The organism is Bacillus sp. FSL M8-0077 (assembly GCF_038050255.1).
GTDB classification, from domain to species: Bacteria; Bacillota; Bacilli; order Bacillales; family Bacillaceae; genus Bacillus; species Bacillus altitudinis.
Window position 1 is genome coordinate 2,372,377 of record NZ_JBBPAF010000001.1, and the last position, 19,457, is coordinate 2,391,833.

Below are 19,457 nucleotides of genomic sequence, written 5' to 3' on the forward strand. Positions count from 1 at the left end.
TGTGTATAAAAGGTGCCATCATCATTTTAGCTGTTTTTCTATCATTTATCTAGAAATTTGATGTTCCTTTGGTAAGAAATTTTACCTTTCTCCCTTCATAAGGTTCGTTTGAGAAACAGGCTTTTGACCGTCAGCCTCTTTTATATCAGCTGTTTTTTCTTTTAAATGAATGTCTTTTACAAAATAATAAATAAGGGTGTGCCCCGCTCCGAGTACGACTAGTGAAGCAGGAATCCCAAGCCGATCGCCCAGTAAGGTGACCGATAAAAGAAAAAAGACAATCGAACAAATACGCCCTGCATTTAAAAATAGTTCTCTGACCACAATATATTCAATTCGGGCTTTTCTTGCATATCTGGCATGACCGATGACATCGTAAGTTAAAGAGACATACGGAACAAGCAGCAGCGGGTATCCGATCGCAATGGCTACAGCGTACATAAGGAGTGATACATAGGACAAGTGAAAGACGATTAAAAATAAAGCACCGTATAAAATAAGCCCGCCAAACATAATTGCTTTTTTGCGCCATTTTTTCTTAATCAAACGGGTAGCAAAGAAATAGGCAAAAAAGGCAACACCTGAATTGACTAGACCAAATGTGCCTAAAGCAAGCTCACTGTTTGTTGCAATAAACACAAAGACACTGATTAAAAAGACAAACACGCCTTCACGAAGCCCCTGAAAAAAGTGAGCAGTTGTGATCTTGCGCCAATTCTCGTCCGCATGGCGCTCTTTCCAAATTTGCTTAATGATAAATTTTCCTTTTGATTGTCTTCTCTTGAGGAAAAAGCTCATCACAACCGCTAGTGAAAACAAAAAAAGCGATAAAGTGAAAATCACTGTATAGCCTGTATCATCCGTTAATTGAGAAATCACAATTCCTGCAATGAGCGGCCCGATCATACCGGCTGTAGAGGTAAGCACCCCTAAAAATCCATTAAAGAAATCCCTTGTTTCAGGTTCAGTAATCTCAAAAGTGAGCACGTTAAAGGCAAGCCAGTAAAAACCATAGCCGATTCCAAGCACACTGCCTAATAACACGAGCCGGGCTGCCGCTTGCTCCCCTGCCATGAGAACAATTAAGTAAAAAGCGGCTAAGAAGATGACACCGAAACGAAGGACAAATGCACGATCTATTTTTTTAGCGAGCCGTCCAGCAAATAAAAAGGTAATGGGCTGAAGGACAACAATCGCCAAGTTATAAATCGCAAGGTCTGTAAATCGCCCAGACTGTTTCCATAAATACACGTTCACAAACGTATTAGAAAGCGCAATCGCAAGTGCGTATAATCCGCCAATCGTGAGGAGGAGCAATAAATCTCTTGTGACATCCATGTCCCCGAACATTTTCTTTAATCTGCTCATATCATTCATTCTCCTTTTCTACACAATAGTCTGTCTCATCAAAAGGCAGATATGTAAAAAAAGGAGGGAAAATATAAAAAGACCCGCTCTCAAAGAGAAGCAGGTCTTTTCAAATCAAATCATTTATTTAGCTTCGCTGTAAAGGCGAGCTACTTCATCCCAGTTCACAACATTCCAGAATGCTGAAATGTAATCAGGACGACGGTTTTGGTAGTTTAGGTAGTAAGCATGCTCCCAAACGTCTAGTCCTAGGATTGGTGTTTTTCCTTCAGTTAAAGGAGAATCTTGGTTTGGTGTGCTTGTGATTTCAAGTTTGCCATTGTTCACAACAAGCCATGCCCAACCAGAACCAAAGCGTCCTGCAGCTGCTGCAGCGAAATCAGATTTGAATTTTTCAAATCCTCCTAATTCTTTTTCGATCGCATCTGCAAGTTCACCAGTTGGTGCGCCGCCACCGTTTGGTGAAAGAAGCGTCCAGAATAATGAGTGGTTCGCATGTCCTCCGCCATTGTTACGTACAGCTGTACGAATGTTTTCAGGCACAGAGTTCAAGTTAGCCACTAGCTCTTCAATTGATTGATCTTCAAGAGCTGATACACCTTCGATTGCTTTGTTTAAATTTGTTACATAAGTGTTATGGTGTTTTGTGTGGTGAATCGTCATTGTTTCCTTGTCGATATGTGGTTCTAATGCATCGTAAGCATATGGTAATTCTGGAAGTTTAAAAGCCATGGTTAAATTCCTCCTTAGAAATGTATGTACTGAAATGCTTCCTTAGTAAGTAAGCAATTCACCCTAATCAAAGAGTATCAAAAGAAACGGCTTGTTTCAACGTTATTGCTCATGTTCTGAAACATTTCAGTGTTTATTTTGTATTTAACCCTTCAGAAAGAGTGTTAAACACCGATTTTCCATTTAGCGAAGCACATAAAACAAAAAGATTCCCAGCATCAGTGCTTGAATCAACCCTTTTGCAAATACGCCTGACACAAAACCAATTAATGAGCCAAGCCCAACTTTCACACTTGTCTTCAGATCTTTTTGATGAACGAGCAGCTCTGCGATGACACTGCCGATAAATGGACCAATGATAATTCCAGCAATCGGAATCACAAAAGGACCGGCTAAAAGCCCAATGGTACTTCCCCAAATGGCCGCCCGGCTGCCGCCAAAACGTTTCACCCCAATTAGATTGGAGACATAATCCGCGGCAAATAACACAGCTGTAAACATGGCTTGAATGAGCCAAAAGGTGAGCGTCAATTTCTCAAAGCTAAAAAAGAGCCCATATAAAATAAACCCAAGAACCATGAAAACCACACTAGGAATGATTGGATAGACAAGTCCCACAAACGCAATGATAAATGCACAGCCGATCAAAATCCAATACAGCACGTCCAATCCGCAGCCGCCTCCTTTTTATATGCTGTATACATTATGCCTCATTCCTTCTATCTTAACCAGCAATGAAGGCCGTACTTGTACTGGATGGATAGACATTGATACAATGTGAGAAATAGAAAAGAATGTAGGAAGTGAATCGGTTGAACGTATTTAGTTTATTGTTAAAAGGAATTTATTCACCAAAAGATATTGCCAGAGCACGTTTTACTGGGATTGGAAAGGCCATTTTATTCATCTTTATCCTTTCGATCATCGCAGCTGTCCCCCAGGGCTATCATATGAGCAAAGAGATTTCAAATGCGATGTCAGGATTTCAACATGTGATTAAAAAAGATTTACCCGACTTTTCCATTGAAAAAGGAACGCTTCAAGCGGATCAAAGCACGCCGATAGAAAAAGAAGAAAATGGCATCACGATTATCTTTGATCCCGCTGAAAAAATAAAATCAAGTGAGCTTGAATCAAAACAAACAGCCATTGCGTTATTGAAAGAAAAAGCAGTGATTGCCATTGACGGACAAATGACAGATATTCCATACCAGCTGCTTGGCGGAACACTCACAAAAGATGAACTTGCCAGCGTCACAAACCAGAATCAAGCGATCATTATCCCTGTCATTTGTGTCCTGCTGTACCTATCTACTGCTGCTCTCATGTTCATCAGCGCAACATTCCTAGCCATGCTTGGCACATTTATTAAACGAATGCAGCAAAAAGAGCTGTCCTTTCAAATGCTTTGGAAGCTCTCTGCCTATTCACTCACATTAACAACCGTCTTTTTCGCCATCATGAGTGCATTAAACACGCCGGTTGCGAACTCATTTTTATTAAATTGGGTGATTAACTTTATTTTCTTATATCTTGTCGTTAAAGAGATACCTGCAAAGAAATAAGCTCCCTCATTTTGGGGAGCTTTCAGATTGTTGACAAAGGGCTAAAATGTTGTTGATTTTAGCCCTTTGTCTTCTTCTCAGCGTGATAGAAAACCTTTGCAGTCTAGGAAGGACGAGCACTGGCACGGAGCGAATTTGTCATTCGTGAGTACCAGCGCACAGGACTGACAAAGAATGCGAGGGTTTGCCTACACGCTGTAAGCTCCCTCATTTTGGGGAGCTTTTTTTGTTTTGACCCTATGACTCATCTGGATGGATGATCGCAAATAAATAGTGATCCTCCCACTTATCATTGATCTTTACTTTTTTACGATGAAGTCCCTCATTTTCAAACCCTGTCTTCTCAAGCACACGAATGGAACCAATGTTAGATGGTTTTACGCCAGCCTCAATACGGTGAAGGTACAGTTCATTAAAGGCATAATCGATAATCAAACGAATCGCCTCTGTCATATACCCCTTCCCGCCTTGCTTTTCATCAAGTACATATCCAAGCAAAGCCCCTTGAATCGGTCCTCTTTCAACAGAATTGAGTGAGATCGTTCCAATTAATGCTTCTGTTTCATTTAAGAAAATACCGTGCATATAGGCTTCATCTTTTGCACGCCTTTGCATACTGCGGTTAATCCGTTCCTTTTGACGAGGTACAGTAAAAAAATCATCCTGAACCAAAGGTGTAAATTGCTGAAAATAGGTGCGGTTTTCTCGTTCAAGTGTTAATAGTGCTTCTGCATCACTTTCTGTTAGTGTTCTTATATATATGCTGACTGATTTTCTTCATATACTCTCCCCCTGTTTTTATTTTATCATAATAAAGAAAGGGCTTAGGCTTGCTTTTTCCAAACTTTTTTCACTTACAAGTCATACTAGAACTCACTAGAACCACCCTTTCTAGCTTTTTCACTCTTTTTTGTTCTATCAACTCAGGGACATGCATAAACTGAATTAAACTCTTAAAAGCGGTGAGTAAAATGCGGCGAATGATTTTTTTACTAGTCAGTTTGTTTGTCCTCTTTATTATCTTTTTTGATTTGAAAAATGGAACGATCCCCGTTCAAGAAGGCCCTGCTGTTCCCGCCAGCGCCTTTCAAACAGCTGAAAAACAGGCATATAAAACTGTCACTGTCAAACAAGGTCAAACCGTCGTCTCTATCGTACATACAAGTAAGCCATTAGATGAAGTGATTGAAGATTTTGAAGCACTGAATCAAGGCGTCAAAGCGAACGAAATTCGGGCAGGCAACACATACAAGTTTCCGGTCTATAAGAGATAAAACGTTAATTCCTTGTCATTCATACAAAGAGACTGTTACAATATGAGATGTAAAACACGTCGTACACTGCAAACGAATTGCATGTACACTAAGGAGCGATTGACAAGTGAGTGAAGTCACACATCGTACAAAAACGCGTCCCGTCAAAGTGGGACCTTTAACTATAGGTGGAAACAATGAAGTCGTCATTCAAAGTATGGCGACAACCAAAACACATGATGTCGAAGCGACAGTAGCTGAAATTAAACGTTTAGAAGAAGCTGGCTGTCAAATCGTGCGTGTCGCATGCCCAGATGAGCGTGCAGCAAATGCGATTGCGGACATTAAAAAACAAATCAACATTCCCCTTGTTGTCGACATTCATTTTGACTACAAGCTTGCACTGAAAGCCATTGAAGCAGGTGCAGACAAAATTCGTATCAACCCAGGAAACATCGGAAGACGAGAAAAAGTCGAAGCTGTTGTGAAAGCTGCAAAAGAAAAAGGCATTCCAATTCGTATTGGGGTAAACGCCGGTTCGCTCGAGAAAAAGATTCTTGATAAATACGGCTATCCAACAGCAGATGGTATGGTTGAAAGTGCACTGCATCACATTAAAATTTTAGAAGACCTAGATTTCCATGACATCATTGTCAGTATGAAAGCATCTGATGTAAACCTTGCGATTGAGGCATACGAAAAAGCAGCAAAAGCCTTTGATTATCCTCTTCATCTTGGGATTACAGAATCAGGTACGTTATTTGCAGGTACGGTCAAAAGTGCAGCTGGTCTTGGCGCAATCTTGAATATGGGGATTGGTAACACACTCCGTATTTCATTAAGTGCTGACCCGGTCGAAGAGGTCAAAGTGGCACGTGAATTATTAAAATCATTTGGTCTTGCATCAAATGCAGCAACACTCATCTCTTGTCCAACTTGTGGACGAATTGAAATTGACCTCATTAGCATTGCAAATGAAGTCGAAGAATATATTTCTAAAATTAAAGCACCAATTAAAGTAGCTGTTCTCGGATGTGCTGTAAACGGTCCGGGTGAAGCGCGTGAAGCTGATATCGGCATCGCTGGTGCTAGAGGTGAAGGCCTCTTATTCCGCAAAGGTGAAATTGTTCGGAAAGTACCAGAAGAAACAATGGTCGAAGAACTGAAAAAAGAAATCGATAAAATTGCTGAAGAACATTATGCGAAAATGGAAGCTGAAAAAGCAAAACAAGCGAACGCATAACAAAGAACGCCTGACATCACTGTCAGGCGTTTTTCTGTTCCTGCCCTGTTAAAAGAACGGGGTGATAAAGATGCCGAGGATGACGGAAACGATTCCGATCCCGATTGACCATGCGCCAAGCGCATGTGCTCCTTTTCTTCTTGCAATATAACCAACGACGATTGCCGCTACGCCTAATAGCACCGGCAAGACAAATAATGAGATAATCGCAATCGCGAGTGCTGTATAGCCTATCCCCTTACTGCCTGAATCGTCACCTACATGGTCACGTTCTCTTCTGTCTTCACGATCTCTTGATGCTTGATATGGCTCTGCTATTTCAGCAGCTGTTTCCTCTAAATAGCCATCATCATTACTAAATTGTGTGTCGATTTCACGATCATTTCTTCTGAAATCTTCGTCTCTTTCCATGATCAATTCCCCCTTTTGGTTAATAGAAAGGAGCTTTTTTAGTATGAGCAAAAATGTCTTTTTCATGTTTGCTAAAACTTGCTGGAATTGTGAATTGATTATGTTACACTTTAAGAGGATAAATATGAGGAGTGTGGGCATGTTACGTTTAGGAATTGATATCGATGGCACAGTCACGGCGCAGGACACCTTTGTCCCCTACTTAAATGAGTCGTTTCAATGTGACATCACACTAGATGATATGACGGAATATGATTTGACGAAGCTTTTAAAGATTTCAAATGAAGAATTTTGGGGCTGGATGAATGAGTATGAGCCTCTTATTTATAAACAGGCAAAGCCTGCCGAGGGTGCAAAAGAAATCCTCAATCAAATGAAACATCATCATCAATTGATTTATATCACAGCCAGAAGGCAGCATCACTCAGACATCACCTACAAATGGTTTGAGGAGAATCATGTCCATTATGACGATATCGAGCTTGTTGGCGGACATCATAAGGTGGCAGCTGTTCAAAAACATAAGATCGATGTGTTTTTTGAAGATCACCATGGCAATGCCACAATGATTGCAAAAGAAGCTGACATTCCAGTGATTCTGTTTAACTCACCGTATAATCAAATGCCGATTGATGAACGGATCATTCGCGTTAATAACTGGCAAGAAGCATCTCAATGGATCAAGCAGTATGAAAAGCGTCTGCAAACTGCTTACTAAAACAGGTCAAAAGCCGATACGTTTTTAATGTATCGGCTTCAGATTGTTGACAAAGGGCTAAAATGAACTTTATTTTAGCCCTTTGTCTTCGTTTAAGCGTGATAGAAAACCTTTGCAGCCCTAGGAAGGACGAGTACTGGAGCGGAGCGAATTTGACATTCGTGAGCACCGGAACGCAGGACTGACAAAGAATGCGAGGGTTTGTCTACACGCTGAAGCCGATACGTTTAATGTATCGGCTTTTGGATTGTACGATGATGTCCTTCTTTTATTAAAAAATGGTAGAGTGCACCAATCATACCTGCCTGATTGAAGTAGTAGCACGTTTCCATTGTCACCTGTATGTTTTTCCATGCATGCAAAGTATGTAAATGTTTCTCAATGTTTGGAATCAAATCGGGCCTTGCACTCACGCCACCGCCAATGAGGATTTTCTCTGGATTGAGAACTGTTGCCACATTGTAAATGCCGATTGCGATTCGTTTGTACCACTGATCGATCATCTTCTCAATGGCCGGATCATGCTTGGCTTTTTCAAAGATTTCTTGACCGTCGATTTGCTGACTTTGTGGAATTCCCTGCTGCTTTTTGTAGCTTCGTATCAATCCAGCTGTGGAAGCACTGCTGTTAAGTGTCGTAAACTGACCATTTTCTGTTTCTGTCAGCATCATGCCAAATTCACCGCCGCGAAAAGAGGCACCGCGAACAAGCTCGCCACCAGCAAAAATACCGCCGCCGACACCAGTCCCAAGCGTCATACATATAAAGCTGTCACACTCTTTCGCATGACCACTAAATTTTTCAGCCAGAGCTGCACAGTTCGCATCATTTTCTACTTCTACACGAAGTGATGTTTTTTCTTCCAAAAGCGTTTTGACATTTTGACCATTTAAAGCAATAATCGCTCCTGCAAATTCCGTATAACCCGTTTGACTGTCAACAAAACCCGGAAGACTCATCGCAATCCCTTTGATATCCCAAGCCCTTTGATACTCTTTCACCACGTTCTCCATGTCCTCTAAAAACGGCTCAAGCTGCCGGCAGTTTGTTTCGTAGTCGCCGCTCGTGATCAACTCTCCATTTCGATCCATGACCCCATGCTTTGTTTTTGTTCCGCCTACATCGAAAACGACATAATACGCCACCTTTGATCCCTCCCCCTATTTCTAAAGACTCAAATCTGCTTCTATAGATGATCTGTTGTTCTCATTTTAATGAAACAGTTATTCTTTGTAAAACGTTTTCAATATGACAAAACAAAAAGCCAGCCCATCGGCTGGCTTCTTTCATGAATGAACTTCCTTCGGTTCGCAAGAAGGACACGTTCCGTAAATCTCAAATTTATGTCCGCTAATATGATAATCCTCTAAATCAGCATCAAGCTTGTCCATAGGGCAAGCGTCGATTTCCTTTGTTTTACCACATGTCAAACAAATAAAGTGGTGATGATGATGGGAAAACGAACATTTAAAACGGAACAGTTTCTCCCCTGATAATTCCGTTGTCTCTAATATCCCAAGATCTTCATATAAAGACAGGTTTCGATAAATCGTATCAAAACTAAGCCCTGGGTAATCTTCACTTAATGCTGTTAATACATTTTTAGCGGTCAAGTATTTATCAGAATCAGAAAACAATTGAAGCATATCTTCACGTTTGCTTGTATATTTATAGCCTTTTTCCTTTAATAAATCAAGCGCTTCTTGTACGTTCATGATGATTCCCCCTTCTGAATTTCCCAATACTAATACACCCGATTAAAATCAAAATAGACAGCATCACAATGGTTCCACCCGGCGCTAAATCAAGATAATAACTTAAAATCAAGCCGACCATAACAGACAATTCCCCAAATAAGATGGAAAGGAAAATCGCCTGTTTAAACCCTTTGGCAATCCGAATACTTGCCGCAACAGGCAGTGTCATGAGTGCGGAGACTAGGAGTGTACCGACAATACGCATCGATGCTGCGATGACAAGTGCAACGACTAAAATAAAAATAAAATGAATCCACTTAGCTGAAATACCAGAAGCCTTCGCATGTTCTTCATCAAAAGAAAGCAAAAACAATTCTTTATACAAGAGCACAACCACTAATACAACGACCAGTGAGATCCCAACAATAATCCAAAGATCGAGTCTTGAAACCGCACTGACACTTCCGAACAAATAACTGAACAAATCTGTATTAAAACCATTTGCAAGTGAAATGAAAATAACAGAGATCCCAATACCACCTGATAAAATAATGGGAATCGCCAGTTCCTGATAATGTTTATACACAGAGCGCAGACGTTCAATAAACAATGAGCCAGCCACAGAAAAAGCCATTCCTAAGTAAAGCGGGCTCACCCCTGTCAAAAGTCCAAACTTTTTATCAAGGAACAAACTTGCCGCTATCCCAGCAAGTGACACGTGACTAAGTGCATCTGCGATGAGAGAGAGCCTTCTCACGACAATAAATACACCCAGCAAGGGCGCAATAAAGCCGATCAGCATACCTGCGATAAACGCATTTTGTAAAAATTCATAATGAAAAAATGGAAATAGCATTATTCATGTCCCCCATGATGGTGATGATCGTGATGAATCACTTGAATGTCATGCCCGTAAAATTGAGAAAGCGCCTGATCATCCATCGAATCAAACGTTTCGGCATCTCCATGAAAATGAAGTGTCTGATTTAAACAAGCCACATGCGTGACTTTGTCAGAAACGGTTCCTACATCATGTGTAACGAGAATTAAAGACATTCCTTTTTCTTTGTTCAATGTTTCTAACAGCTGATAAAAGCCCTCTACTGTTCTTTGGTCTACACCCACAGTCGGCTCATCTAAAATAAGCAGCTTCGGCTGACTGACGAGTGCACGGGCAATAAATGTACGCTGCTGCTGACCGCCTGAAAGCTCACCAATGTTTTGGTGTTTTAAGTCTTGTATACCAACTGAGCGGATCGCCTCATCTACTTGAAGCTTATCCTGCTTACTCATGCGTTTGAATAAACCAATCTTCGCCGTTAAACCACTTGCCACGACCTCGTATACAGAAGCCGGAAACCCTGTATTAAAGCTATTCGCCTTTTGAGAAACAAATCCAATTTGATCCCAGTCTTTAAATTTTTGAGCAGGTGTGCCAAACAGCTTCAATTCTCCCTGCTGTGGTTTAATCAAGCCAAGCAGGCATTTTAATAAGGTTGTTTTACCAGATCCATTCGGTCCAACAAGTGCTAGAAAGTTTCCTTCCTCTACCGTTAAATGAATGTGATCGATGACATTTCGCTGTCCATATGAATACGAAATGTCCTTCATTTCAATAATTGGCTTTGCCATAAATCTTTCCACCTTTAATCCAATATAAAAAGAATGATTACGATTTATACAACAAAAAGAAAATGGCAAATGCCATTTTCTTTGTCCATACATACATTTCATTATATAAAAGAAAGATAAAAAAGTAAAATAAAAGCTAATGAATGGCTGTTTTGAATTTACCGCCTTTTGTTTCATGCGTATCCATAATCGTAATAAAGGCTTGACCATCAATTTCAAACACGATAGATTTTAGCTTCGTAATTTCAAGTCTTGTCACCACGGCATAAATGACATCTTTTTCTTCATCGGTATAACCGCCTTTTCCTCTAAGCTTGGTGGTTCCCCTGCCGAGACGATGAAGGATGGCATCTGAAATTTCATCATAATAATCCGAAACGATAATGACAGCTTTTGTTTCATCTAGTCCTTGAATGACAGCATCAATTGTTTTCATTGCCAAATAATATGTCATGACAGAATACATAGCTTGCTCCGGTCCGAAGACAAAGCCCGCCCAAATAAAAATGAACACATTGACGATCATGACAAACTCACCGACGGAGAAAGGAATTTTTTTCGTCAGAAGAATCCCTAAGATTTCCGTTCCGTCCATTGAGCCTCCATTCCGTATCACAAGCCCAACGCCAAACCCGAGTAACAGCCCCCCAAATACAGTAGCTAAAATCGGCTGCGTCGTAAATGCCTCTACATGATGGAGTGAAGATTCAATCACGGCCAGGCTGACAATCCCAATCACAGTGGAAATCAAAAAGGTTTTCCCAATATGTTTGTATCCTGATATCATAAATGGAATATTTAAAATGACAACAATCGTCGCGAAATTAATGAATGGGTTATCCGTAAAAAGATAATCCAAAATAAGCGAAATGCCGATGATGCCTCCATCAATAATATTGTTTGGCACTAAAAATAATTCAATGCTGACTGCTGCACATGCAGCTCCTACTAGAATCAGAAAAATTCTCAAAATAAAATGAGGCACTGATTCCTTTTTATGCTGTTTACTATTTGCCATACGTTCTCCCTTCTACACATGTTTAGTTTTCAATGAACATTTTATTCACTTTACTATTTTATCATTTCACAGAATAAAATAAAATTTTTTGCACATTTTCCGTTTTTGCCCATACATTGTTACAGAGGGGAGGAATGGAATTGATTTTAATTCAAAAAATTGTGTTGCAGCGTCTGAATCAGATCACAGCAAATGATTTGTTAAGGTATGCGAAACAGTACGGGGTCAGCTTAACATCCAATCAGGCTGCTGAGGTCGCCAAACTCATGAATGGGAAAAACGTCAATATTTTTAACGATGCAGAGCGCAACCGGCTGCTTAAGCAAGTGGAAGCGATTACGTCTAAACAAACTGCACAGACCGTCAACGATCTGTTTAATCAGTTCACAAATTAGGCAAAAAAGGGCCGCATTTAGCGGCACCTCATCACATTGCATGCACTTTTTATTGACCCGTAATCTTATCTAGTAAACCTTCATCAAATTGCTTAGCTTTCAGCATCGCAATTTCGAATTTATAAGGTGGTTTCTTGTTCTTTTTATCTTCACCTACATAAGGCGTTTCTAGAATCTTCGGCACATCTTGAAGCTGTGGATGATGAACGATATAGCTCAGGGCATCAAAACCAATTTCTCCAAAACCGATATTTTCATGTCGGTCTTTTCTTGCGCCTTGTACATTTTTACTATCATTAATATGAAGAACTTTGATTCGGTCGATTCCGACAATTCGATCAAATTCTTCTAATACTCCATCAAAATCACTCACAATGGGATAACCTGCATCGTGCGTGTGACACGTATCAAAGCAAACAGAAAGTGCTTCGTTATGTGTCACACCGTCAATAATTTGGGCAAGCTCTTCAAAGCTTCTTCCGCACTCTGATCCTTTTCCCGCCATTGTTTCCAGCGCAATTTGAACCTCCTGCCCCTTCACAATGACTTCATTGAGACCTTCAATGATTTTTTGAATTCCAGCATCTGCACCTGCTCCAACATGCGCACCTGGATGAAGAACAATTTGTCTTGCACCTAGCGCTTCTGTACGCTCTATCTCAGAGCGAAGGAAGTCCACTCCAAGCTCAAATGTCGCTGGATTCACTGTGTTCCCAATATTGATAATATACGGTGCATGAACGACGATATCTGTCATACCATGCTCTTTCATATGCGCTTGTCCAGCTTCAATATTGAGATCTCCAATTTTTTTACGGCGCGTATTTTGCGGTGCACCTGTATAAATCATAAAAGTATTTGAACCATAAGAGGCAGCTTCCTCACTCGCTGCAAGAAGCATATGTTTTCCGCTCATGGATACATGTGATCCAATCTTCAACAATGTGTCCCCCTACTTTCCGTTACGCTTTGACTTTCTACGTTCTTGTCTTTTGATCTTATCCATCTCACGTGTCATTTTCTTTTTATATCCAGGTTTGACGGCTTTCGGTTTTCTGACAAGACGTTTTGCTTTTTCTTCAATTTCATTTGGTGCTTTTTTACGTCTTTGACGCTTCAAACGATCATCTGCATCTCGCCATTCGCCATGAACAATCGTTTTGTTTTCAAACACAACACCCATTTTTTCAATTTGAACGAGTGCATCCTCATCAGCGAGATCATAAATGGTCATTGCGATGCCAGATGAACCAGCGCGAGCCGTTCTTCCCACACGGTGAACATAAAAATCAAGATCAGATGGAAGCTCATAGTTAATCACGTGGCTGACACCCTTAATATCAATCCCGCGGGCAGCAAGATCAGATGCCACAATATACGTGAACTCCAAATCTTCAATTTGTTTCATCACTTTTTTACGTTCACGAGGCGTTAAACCGCCATGAAGTACCCCAATTTTCATTCCTTTTTCCTGTAGGAATGAGGCAATTTCATCAACAGTTGATTTCGTATTGGCAAAGATGATCCCTAAATAAGGCTGTACATTCGTCACCATTTCATGAAGTAATTTTAATTTATCACGTTGTTTAGATGGAACTAAAATATGCTGAATGTTTTCAGCCGTAATTCGTTTCGGTTCAACATGTGCATATTTCGGATTATCCATATATTTTTTGAGGAAAGGTTTTAATTTTTCTGGAATAGTTGCTGAGAACACGAGCATTTGCAACTGTTCTGGCATTTGTGAACCAATACGATCCACATCTTCTAAAAAGCCCATATCCAGCATAAGGTCTGCTTCATCAATGACAAGAGATGTTGCTTTGTACACATTCAGCGCTTGCTCATGAATAAGATCAGCAATACGTCCAGGAGTGCCGACCACTAAGTGCGGCTGATTTTTTAGCTTTTGAATGGATTTCTGCTTGTCCGTTCCGCCAATGTAAAGCTTTGCCTTGATTTCTTCTTCAGGAGACGTATTTTTTAAGATCGTTTGTGCTTCTTTAAAAATTTGATTCGCTAATTCTCGTGTCGGTGCAGTAATGACCACTTGTACTTGCTCTTTGCTTGGATCAATTGAATGAATAAGCGGCAATAAATACGCATGGGTTTTCCCTGTCCCTGTTTGTGACTGCCCAATCACGCTTTCACCTTTTAAAACAGCAGGGATGATTCTTTTTTGAATATCAGTCGGCTCATAAAAACCCAGTTCATGAATAGCATCTATAATAAAAGACTTTAATTCATATGTCGTAAATTTCGTTTCTTTCATGTTTTCACTCCTTAAGGCAATGCCTTTTTGCTCATCTCCTCATTATAGCTGATTTTCAGCAAAAAAACCATGTCCGCTTTTCTCACAGGAAACCAAATGATACTTCCTTGCATAACCTATGAAGAGAAAGAGATTGCAGTAAGGGAGGTACAAGTATGTTAGGGCAAAGGCCTATGGGCGATTTTCAGCCGCATCGTCCCTCACGCCGGCACCTTGGAAATGGCGGACAGCCCGGGATTTTTCAGCGGAGACAGCAGGCTCCGATCGAACAGCCTTTTCAAGGGCAAGGCAACCAATTTCAACAAATGATGCCTCGCTCTCCGTCTGTACAAGGCGGCGGCCTACGCGGGATGGGCGGCATTCCTGGAGGCGAAAGCCGTGCACTAGGCGGTGGAGCCGGAATTAAGGGCATGCTGGCAAAATTTCTTCCTGGAGCTGGAGGAGCAGGGATCTCTGGAGCTGGAGGTGGTGCGGGTTTACAGGGAATCCAGAGCTTCGCAAACCCTGCGAACCTTTCAAGCATGTTAGGAAATGTTCAAAAAGTACTCGGAATGGCGCAGCAATTCACGCCTATGATCCAGCAATACGGTCCTTTAGTCAGAAATTTGCCTGCCATGATTAAACTCTATAGCCAGCTTGGCAGTGCGGATGATGATGAAACAAATACGAATGATGCAGACGAAGAATCAACAGAAATCACTGCAGAAACAGACGGACCGCACGAACAAGCAGCACCAGTTGATGATGAAGTAGAAGAAGAACCAGAGGACATCCTTGTCAAAAAAGCGACTGTAAACACATCAGCTGCCCCTGAAGCAAAACCGAAAAAAAGATCGGGCAGTTCCATTCCGAAACTATATGTCTAGTGATCTTTTAAAGGCGAAGCGTTTCCATGTATAACAATCTTTGATATATGCGCTTACTTTGGCTATAATGAAGGAAGAGAATGATCAAAAGCCGTTTTTCACGGCTTTTTATATTGTTCTTCTCTAGAGCACTTCCCTACAGGAGGACGAATAAATGAATGTAATTAAAATTTCGCCGCGTGGCTATTGCTATGGCGTTGTAGATGCAATGGTCATTGCTAAAAATGCCGCACTTGATAAAAACTTGCCACGCCCAATTTATATATTAGGTATGATTGTGCACAACAAACATGTCACAGATGCCTTCGAAGAAGATGGAATTTACACACTGGACGGACCAAACCGCCTGGATATTTTAAAGCAGGTTGAAAGTGGTACAGTCATTTTCACCGCTCACGGCGTATCTCCTGAAGTCCGTCAAATTGCAGAAGAAAAAGGCCTTGTCGCCATTGATGCGACCTGTCCAGATGTCACGAAAACACATGAACTCATTTCAGAAAAAACAGCTGATGGATATGACATTATTTATATCGGGAAAAAGGGTCACCCTGAGCCAGAAGGAGCCGTCGGTGTTGCACCTGACAAAGTACACCTTGTCGAAACAGAAGCTGATATTGAAGCGCTCGATTTAACGTCAGATAAACTGCTCATCACCAATCAGACGACAATGTCTCAATGGGATGTTCATGATCTGATGGAGCTCATTAAAGAAAAATATCCTCACGTCGAGTACCATCAAGAAATCTGCCTTGCGACACAGGTACGTCAGGAAGCTGTGTCACAGCAAGCAGGCCAGGCCGATCTTACCATTGTGGTCGGCGATCCAAAAAGTAATAACTCAAACCGTCTGGCGCAAGTGTCAATGGAGATTGCAGGAACGCAAGCTTACCGAATTGGTGATCTAAGCGAGCTAAAGCTTGAATGGCTCCAAGGGGTAAAAACAGTTGCCGTTACTGCAGGTGCTTCCACACCAACACCTATTACAAAAGAAGTCATTCGTTTCTTAGAAAACTATGAACCTGACGATGAATCGACCTGGAAAATTGAACGGACGGTTCCTCTTTCTAAGATATTACCTCGCGTGAAAACAAAGAAATAAAAAAACGTCAGAGCTGCTATGGGACTGACCCCATAAGATGAGACAAATAAAAAACACCTTCAAGTTTGAAAACGGATCGTTGTGATCCGAAATAAAACATGGAGGTGTTTTTTCTATGGGGACAAGAGTGAGTTATCCGGTTGAAGTCAAACAGAAGGCTGTAGAAATGAGATTGGCAGGCGTACCTATGAAAGAGATCATGCAGAAATTGAATATCAAGAATAAGACGCAGGTTCAGACATGGGTGAGGTGGCATAAGGCTGGGGATACACACCGGTTCGAACAGCCTGTTGGAAAACAATATACCTATGGAAAGGGTCCCGAGTACTCTTCCGAATTAGAGAGACTGCAGGCAGAAAATCGCTATTTGAGTCAACAGAATGAAGTTTTAAAAAAGTACAACGAATTGGAAAGGAAGTTGATAAGGAAACGTCAATCAAACTGGTAGAAGAATTGTGCAAAACGATGACAGTACAGGACATCTGTGTCCATTTAGGCATCTCACGCACTTCGTACTATAGATGGAAAAAGGATCTGACTCAGAATCATTCTAAAAGACAACTAGAGAAACAAATCGGCACGTTGTGCCGAAAGCACAAATATCGATATGGTTATCGAAAAATCACAGCCATACTAAAAAGGAGAATGCGTATTAACCATAAAACTGTTCAACGTATCATGCAGAAAAACCAGTGGCAATGCCGGGTTAAAATGAAAAAGCGTAAGAAGAATGGGCAGCCCTATGCCGTGGCCGGTAATATACTGGATCGGAACTTTCAGTCTGATCGCCCTCTTGAAAAACTAGTAACGGACATCACGTATTTGCCTTATGGACAGAAACAATTGTACCTTTCCAGTATATTGGATTTATATAATGGAGAAGTGATTGCTTTTACGATTGGTGATAAGCAGGACACAGACTTTATCTTAAACACACTTAATCAGCTCCCAGCACTGCCTGAGAATTGCGTGTTACATAGCGATCAAGGTTCTGTGTATACATCTTACGAGTATCAGAAAGCTGTTCATATAAAAGGCATTACCATGAGCATGTCCCGTAAAGGGACGCCCGCTGATAATGCCTCCATCGAATCGTTTCATTCCTCACTAAAGTCTGAAACGTTCTATCTTAACAGGATTGACCGCACTACGACCAACATCGTAGAACGCACTGTCAAAGAATACATTTATTATTATAACAACATTCGTATTCAAACGAAACTAAACAACCAATCACCGATAAACTATCGGCAATTGGCTGTATAAAGGTGTTTTGATCCCTGTCTCAAAAACGGGGGTCAGTCCCTATGCTCTGACGTTTTTGTTTACACAAATTGAAACGGGTTTGTGTTTGATTCTGATACAAAGAATTGCACATCATATTTTTTATCTGTACATAGCGATTCCAGCTTTGCCTTCACGCCCTCTTTCATGATCTCTTCTGCGTAATGACCTGGGTCCACTACATTCAGTCCGAGCATCATGGCATCGTGAGCGACATGGAAATAAAGGTCGCCAGTCACGTACACATCTGCACCCATTCTTTTCGCTTGATGGATATATTTATTTCCGTCTCCTCCAAGCACAGCTACTTTTTTCACGACCGCTTCCTGATCTCCTACAAAACGGGCTCCATTCACATCTAACTTCGCTTTCACAAATTGAGTGAAGTCTTTAAGTGTCATAGGTTCTTTTAATTCTCCAATACGACCGAGGCCTTTTTGAATAGGAGGAAGATCTGTCGTATGTACACTGTAAGCCACTTCTTCATAAGGATGTGCTTTGATCATTTCACGAATTACTTGTTTTTCAATACTTGCTGGGAAAATGGTTTCGATTCGTACTTCTTTCACAAATTCCAATTTACCCGTCTCACCAATGAATGGCACAGCTTCTTCTGATGGAAGAAAACTGCCTGTCCCTTCATTTGAAAAAGCGCAATGACTGTAGTTGCCAATATGACCAGCGCCCGCATTTCCTAAAGCCGTCCTAATGGCCTCTTCAAATTCCACTGGGACATACAAGGCTAGCTGCTTAATTGGATCTTCGTATGTTGGAACTAGCACTCTTGTTTCCCCGAGCTCTAAAGCCTCTGCAAGCAAGTCATTGACTCCTCCATCAGCCACATCCAGGTTTGTATGTGCCACATACACCGCAATATCATGTTTGATGCATTTCTCAATGATCCGTCCTGCCGGCTGATCTGTCGCCACATGTTTTAATGGACGGAAAATTGGCGGATGGTGGGCAATAATGAGATCCACCTTCCGCTCAATTGCCTCATCTACCACATTTTCTAATACATCTAAGGTGATCATGACATTGGTCACTTTTTTATTCAGCGTTCCAATCTGGAGCCCGATTTTATCACCTTCCATCGCATATACCTTTGGTGAAAACTGCTCAAATAATTGGATGATTTCATGCCCGTTCACTGTTTTAGCCAACAGTCAAAACCTCCTTTAGAATTTTTATTTTCGCATTCAGCTCTTTCAGACGTTCTTTGTTCTCTTTTGTCGGTGCTGCTTTTTGAATCTGGCCTTCTATATGCTCCATGTGCTGAAGCTCATTTATCCATTTGCGCCGGAAGACATCATTTTGCTCTTTGGCAAGAAACGGACCAACGAGCATGCCTGCTTCAATCGACATGCCTTCATAGGCTTTATCTTTGTCGCCTGTTTCGGCAATGATGATTTCGTATATCTTGCCATCCTCTTCTAAAATCACTTCATCCATCAGTTCATACCCCTCTTGATAGAGCCATAAACGAATATGGTGAGCATGAATATTAGGCTGAAGAATAAGCCGCTCCTGCCCTGTGAGCTTGTGTTTACCTTCATTTAGAATGCTTGCAATGAGTGCCCCGCCCATTCCTGCAATCGTGACAGCATTCACCTCGCCTTTTTCAATCACTTCAAGGCCATTTCCTTTTCTGACTGAAATCTGCTCATCTAATTCAAGCCTATGTACTTGCTGCTTCGCAGATTGAAGCGGTCCATCAGTAATTTCACCAGCAATGGCTTTCAATGCTTTATGATGTAATATCGCATAACATGGCAAATAGGCATGATCTGAGCCAATATCAGCAAAGACCGCCTCTTTTGGTAAAAAGTCTGCGACTCTTTTTAATCGTTTTGACAAATTCATTTCATTCATCCATATCACTACTTTTCTTTAATGTTCATACT

General features: G+C 41.1%; 22 protein-coding genes. 8 read left to right on the top strand and 14 right to left on the bottom strand.

The window, feature by feature from the left end:
- Window positions 1-81: 81 nt before the first annotated feature.
- The 3 genes from NST57_RS12225 to NST57_RS12235 all read right to left on the bottom strand — a co-directional run bounded on the left by NST57_RS12225 (window position 82) and on the right by NST57_RS12235 (window position 2,769).
- Window positions 82-1,368 carry an MFS transporter gene (locus NST57_RS12225; protein WP_142155507.1) on the bottom strand — a complete coding sequence of 429 codons (1,287 nt, stop codon included), beginning with the start codon at window positions 1,366-1,368 and terminating at the stop codon, window positions 82-84.
- A 123-nt stretch (window positions 1,369-1,491) separates the two neighbouring features.
- Complete coding sequence (sodA, locus tag NST57_RS12230) at window positions 1,492-2,100, bottom strand: superoxide dismutase SodA (protein ID WP_007501264.1); 609 nt, start codon at window positions 2,098-2,100, stop codon at window positions 1,492-1,494.
- 183 nt (window positions 2,101-2,283) lie between these two features.
- Complete coding sequence (locus NST57_RS12235; RefSeq protein ID WP_007501265.1) at window positions 2,284-2,769, bottom strand: DUF456 domain-containing protein; 486 nt, start codon at window positions 2,767-2,769, stop codon at window positions 2,284-2,286.
- A gap of 143 nt (window positions 2,770-2,912) precedes the next feature.
- Between NST57_RS12235 and NST57_RS12240 the strand changes: the two genes are divergently transcribed.
- Complete coding sequence (locus NST57_RS12240; protein ID WP_035390831.1) at window positions 2,913-3,665, top strand: DUF1189 domain-containing protein; 753 nt, start codon at window positions 2,913-2,915, stop codon at window positions 3,663-3,665.
- A gap of 237 nt (window positions 3,666-3,902) precedes the next feature.
- Here the strand turns inward: NST57_RS12240 and NST57_RS12245 are convergent, their stop codons facing one another.
- Window positions 3,903-4,427, bottom strand: coding sequence for a GNAT family N-acetyltransferase (locus NST57_RS12245; protein WP_341299223.1), 525 nt, complete (start codon window positions 4,425-4,427; stop codon window positions 3,903-3,905).
- Window positions 4,428-4,636: 209 nt separating this feature from the next.
- Here NST57_RS12245 and NST57_RS12250 point away from each other — a divergent pair, with 209 nt between their 5' ends.
- Together NST57_RS12250 and ispG are read left to right on the top strand one after the other, a co-directional pair.
- Entirely contained in the window at window positions 4,637-4,939 is a 303-nt protein-coding gene (locus NST57_RS12250) for a hypothetical protein (protein WP_142155509.1), read from the top strand.
- Window positions 4,940-5,045: 106 nt separating this feature from the next.
- Window positions 5,046-6,161 carry a flavodoxin-dependent (E)-4-hydroxy-3-methylbut-2-enyl-diphosphate synthase gene (ispG, locus tag NST57_RS12255; RefSeq protein WP_008342357.1) on the top strand — a complete coding sequence of 372 codons (1,116 nt, stop codon included), beginning with the start codon at window positions 5,046-5,048 and terminating at the stop codon, window positions 6,159-6,161.
- A 48-nt stretch (window positions 6,162-6,209) separates the two neighbouring features.
- On the opposite strand, the gene NST57_RS12260 is transcribed toward ispG, so the two are convergent.
- Window positions 6,210-6,572, bottom strand: a complete 363-nt coding sequence (locus NST57_RS12260; protein WP_142155510.1) for a cell division protein CrgA — start codon at window positions 6,570-6,572, stop codon at window positions 6,210-6,212.
- A 139-nt stretch (window positions 6,573-6,711) separates the two neighbouring features.
- On the opposite strand from NST57_RS12260, the gene NST57_RS12265 reads away from it, so the two are divergent.
- Window positions 6,712-7,290: a 5' nucleotidase, NT5C type gene (locus NST57_RS12265; RefSeq protein ID WP_025207634.1), complete on the top strand. Its 579-nt coding sequence runs from the start codon at window positions 6,712-6,714 to the stop codon at window positions 7,288-7,290.
- Between the two features lie 227 nt (window positions 7,291-7,517).
- On the opposite strand, the gene NST57_RS12270 is transcribed toward NST57_RS12265, so the two are convergent.
- The 5 genes from NST57_RS12270 to NST57_RS12290 all read right to left on the bottom strand — a co-directional run bounded on the left by NST57_RS12270 (window position 7,518) and on the right by NST57_RS12290 (window position 11,637).
- Window positions 7,518-8,435 carry an ROK family protein gene (locus NST57_RS12270; protein ID WP_341298618.1) on the bottom strand — a complete coding sequence of 306 codons (918 nt, stop codon included), beginning with the start codon at window positions 8,433-8,435 and terminating at the stop codon, window positions 7,518-7,520.
- Window positions 8,436-8,576: 141 nt separating this feature from the next.
- Entirely contained in the window at window positions 8,577-9,005 is a 429-nt protein-coding gene (locus NST57_RS12275) for a Fur family transcriptional regulator (protein WP_003217433.1), read from the bottom strand.
- Window positions 8,983-9,843, bottom strand: a complete 861-nt coding sequence (locus tag NST57_RS12280; RefSeq protein WP_007501274.1) for a metal ABC transporter permease — start codon at window positions 9,841-9,843, stop codon at window positions 8,983-8,985. Before NST57_RS12280 ends, NST57_RS12275 begins: the two co-directional genes overlap by 23 nt.
- Window positions 9,843-10,619, bottom strand: a complete 777-nt coding sequence (locus tag NST57_RS12285) for a metal ABC transporter ATP-binding protein (protein WP_008342368.1) — start codon at window positions 10,617-10,619, stop codon at window positions 9,843-9,845. The genes NST57_RS12280 and NST57_RS12285 overlap by 1 nt, the downstream gene beginning before the upstream one ends.
- A gap of 136 nt (window positions 10,620-10,755) precedes the next feature.
- Window positions 10,756-11,637: a YitT family protein gene (locus NST57_RS12290; RefSeq protein WP_007501276.1), complete on the bottom strand. Its 882-nt coding sequence runs from the start codon at window positions 11,635-11,637 to the stop codon at window positions 10,756-10,758.
- Between the two features lie 140 nt (window positions 11,638-11,777).
- Between NST57_RS12290 and NST57_RS12295 the strand changes: the two genes are divergently transcribed.
- A complete protein-coding gene (locus NST57_RS12295; RefSeq protein ID WP_008342377.1) occupies window positions 11,778-12,032 on the top strand; it encodes a DUF2624 domain-containing protein in 255 nt (84 codons plus the stop codon).
- A gap of 49 nt (window positions 12,033-12,081) precedes the next feature.
- On the opposite strand, the gene NST57_RS12300 is transcribed toward NST57_RS12295, so the two are convergent.
- Both NST57_RS12300 and NST57_RS12305 read right to left on the bottom strand, forming a co-directional pair.
- Window positions 12,082-12,975, bottom strand: coding sequence for a deoxyribonuclease IV (locus NST57_RS12300; RefSeq protein WP_142155512.1), 894 nt, complete (start codon window positions 12,973-12,975; stop codon window positions 12,082-12,084).
- A 9-nt stretch (window positions 12,976-12,984) separates the two neighbouring features.
- A complete protein-coding gene (locus tag NST57_RS12305; RefSeq protein ID WP_048001533.1) occupies window positions 12,985-14,304 on the bottom strand; it encodes a DEAD/DEAH box helicase in 1,320 nt (439 codons plus the stop codon).
- Window positions 14,305-14,459: 155 nt separating this feature from the next.
- On the opposite strand from NST57_RS12305, the gene vrrA reads away from it, so the two are divergent.
- The 3 genes from vrrA to NST57_RS12320 all read left to right on the top strand — a co-directional run bounded on the left by vrrA (window position 14,460) and on the right by NST57_RS12320 (window position 17,535).
- Window positions 14,460-15,170 (top strand): VrrA/YqfQ family protein, encoded by a 711-nt coding sequence (gene vrrA / locus NST57_RS12310; protein WP_341298619.1) that lies wholly within the window; start codon window positions 14,460-14,462, stop codon window positions 15,168-15,170.
- A 154-nt stretch (window positions 15,171-15,324) separates the two neighbouring features.
- On the top strand, window positions 15,325-16,269 hold the full coding sequence (locus NST57_RS12315; protein WP_142155514.1) for a 4-hydroxy-3-methylbut-2-enyl diphosphate reductase: 945 nt from the start codon (window positions 15,325-15,327) through the stop codon (window positions 16,267-16,269).
- Between the two features lie 115 nt (window positions 16,270-16,384).
- Window positions 16,385-17,535, top strand: a protein-coding gene (locus NST57_RS12320; RefSeq protein WP_142152928.1) for an IS3 family transposase whose coding sequence is annotated in 2 segments (ribosomal slippage) — window positions 16,385-16,658 and window positions 16,658-17,535 — 1,152 coding nt in all. Because the reading frame shifts where the segments join, the coding sequence is not laid out codon by codon here.
- A gap of 59 nt (window positions 17,536-17,594) precedes the next feature.
- Here NST57_RS12320 and NST57_RS12325 read toward each other — a convergent pair.
- The gene (locus NST57_RS12325) at window positions 17,595-18,716 is read right to left on the bottom strand and encodes a Nif3-like dinuclear metal center hexameric protein (protein ID WP_142155515.1); all 1,122 of its coding nucleotides are present in this window, start codon (window positions 18,714-18,716) and stop codon (window positions 17,595-17,597) included.
- A complete protein-coding gene (locus NST57_RS12330) occupies window positions 18,709-19,425 on the bottom strand; it encodes a tRNA (adenine(22)-N(1))-methyltransferase (RefSeq protein WP_341298620.1) in 717 nt (238 codons plus the stop codon). Before NST57_RS12330 ends, NST57_RS12325 begins: the two co-directional genes overlap by 8 nt.
- Window positions 19,426-19,457: the final 32 nt, after the last annotated feature.

Bases quoted from the DNA above. Each gene is read 5' to 3' on its own strand.
- NST57_RS12260 (WP_142155510.1), bottom strand. From the start codon at position 6,572: ATGGAAAGAGACGAAGATTTCAGAAGAAATGATCGTGAAATCGACACA.
- NST57_RS12290 (WP_007501276.1), bottom strand. From the start codon at position 11,637: ATGGCAAATAGTAAACAGCATAAAAAGGAATCAGTGCCTCATTTTATT.
- NST57_RS12305 (WP_048001533.1), bottom strand. From the start codon at position 14,304: ATGAAAGAAACGAAATTTACGACATATGAATTAAAGTCTTTTATTATA.
- NST57_RS12275 (WP_003217433.1), bottom strand. From the start codon at position 9,005: ATGAACGTACAAGAAGCGCTTGATTTATTAAAGGAAAAAGGCTATAAA.
- sodA (WP_007501264.1), bottom strand. From the start codon at position 2,100: ATGGCTTTTAAACTTCCAGAATTACCATATGCTTACGATGCATTAGAA.
- NST57_RS12315 (WP_142155514.1), top strand. From the start codon at position 15,325: ATGAATGTAATTAAAATTTCGCCGCGTGGCTATTGCTATGGCGTTGTA.
- NST57_RS12265 (WP_025207634.1), top strand. From the start codon at position 6,712: ATGTTACGTTTAGGAATTGATATCGATGGCACAGTCACGGCGCAGGAC.
- NST57_RS12280 (WP_007501274.1), bottom strand. From the start codon at position 9,843: ATGCTATTTCCATTTTTTCATTATGAATTTTTACAAAATGCGTTTATC.
- NST57_RS12250 (WP_142155509.1), top strand. From the start codon at position 4,637: ATGCGGCGAATGATTTTTTTACTAGTCAGTTTGTTTGTCCTCTTTATT.
- vrrA (WP_341298619.1), top strand. From the start codon at position 14,460: ATGTTAGGGCAAAGGCCTATGGGCGATTTTCAGCCGCATCGTCCCTCA.
- NST57_RS12330 (WP_341298620.1), bottom strand. From the start codon at position 19,425: ATGAATGAAATGAATTTGTCAAAACGATTAAAAAGAGTCGCAGACTTT.
- NST57_RS12285 (WP_008342368.1), bottom strand. From the start codon at position 10,619: ATGGCAAAGCCAATTATTGAAATGAAGGACATTTCGTATTCATATGGA.
- NST57_RS12225 (WP_142155507.1), bottom strand. From the start codon at position 1,368: ATGAGCAGATTAAAGAAAATGTTCGGGGACATGGATGTCACAAGAGAT.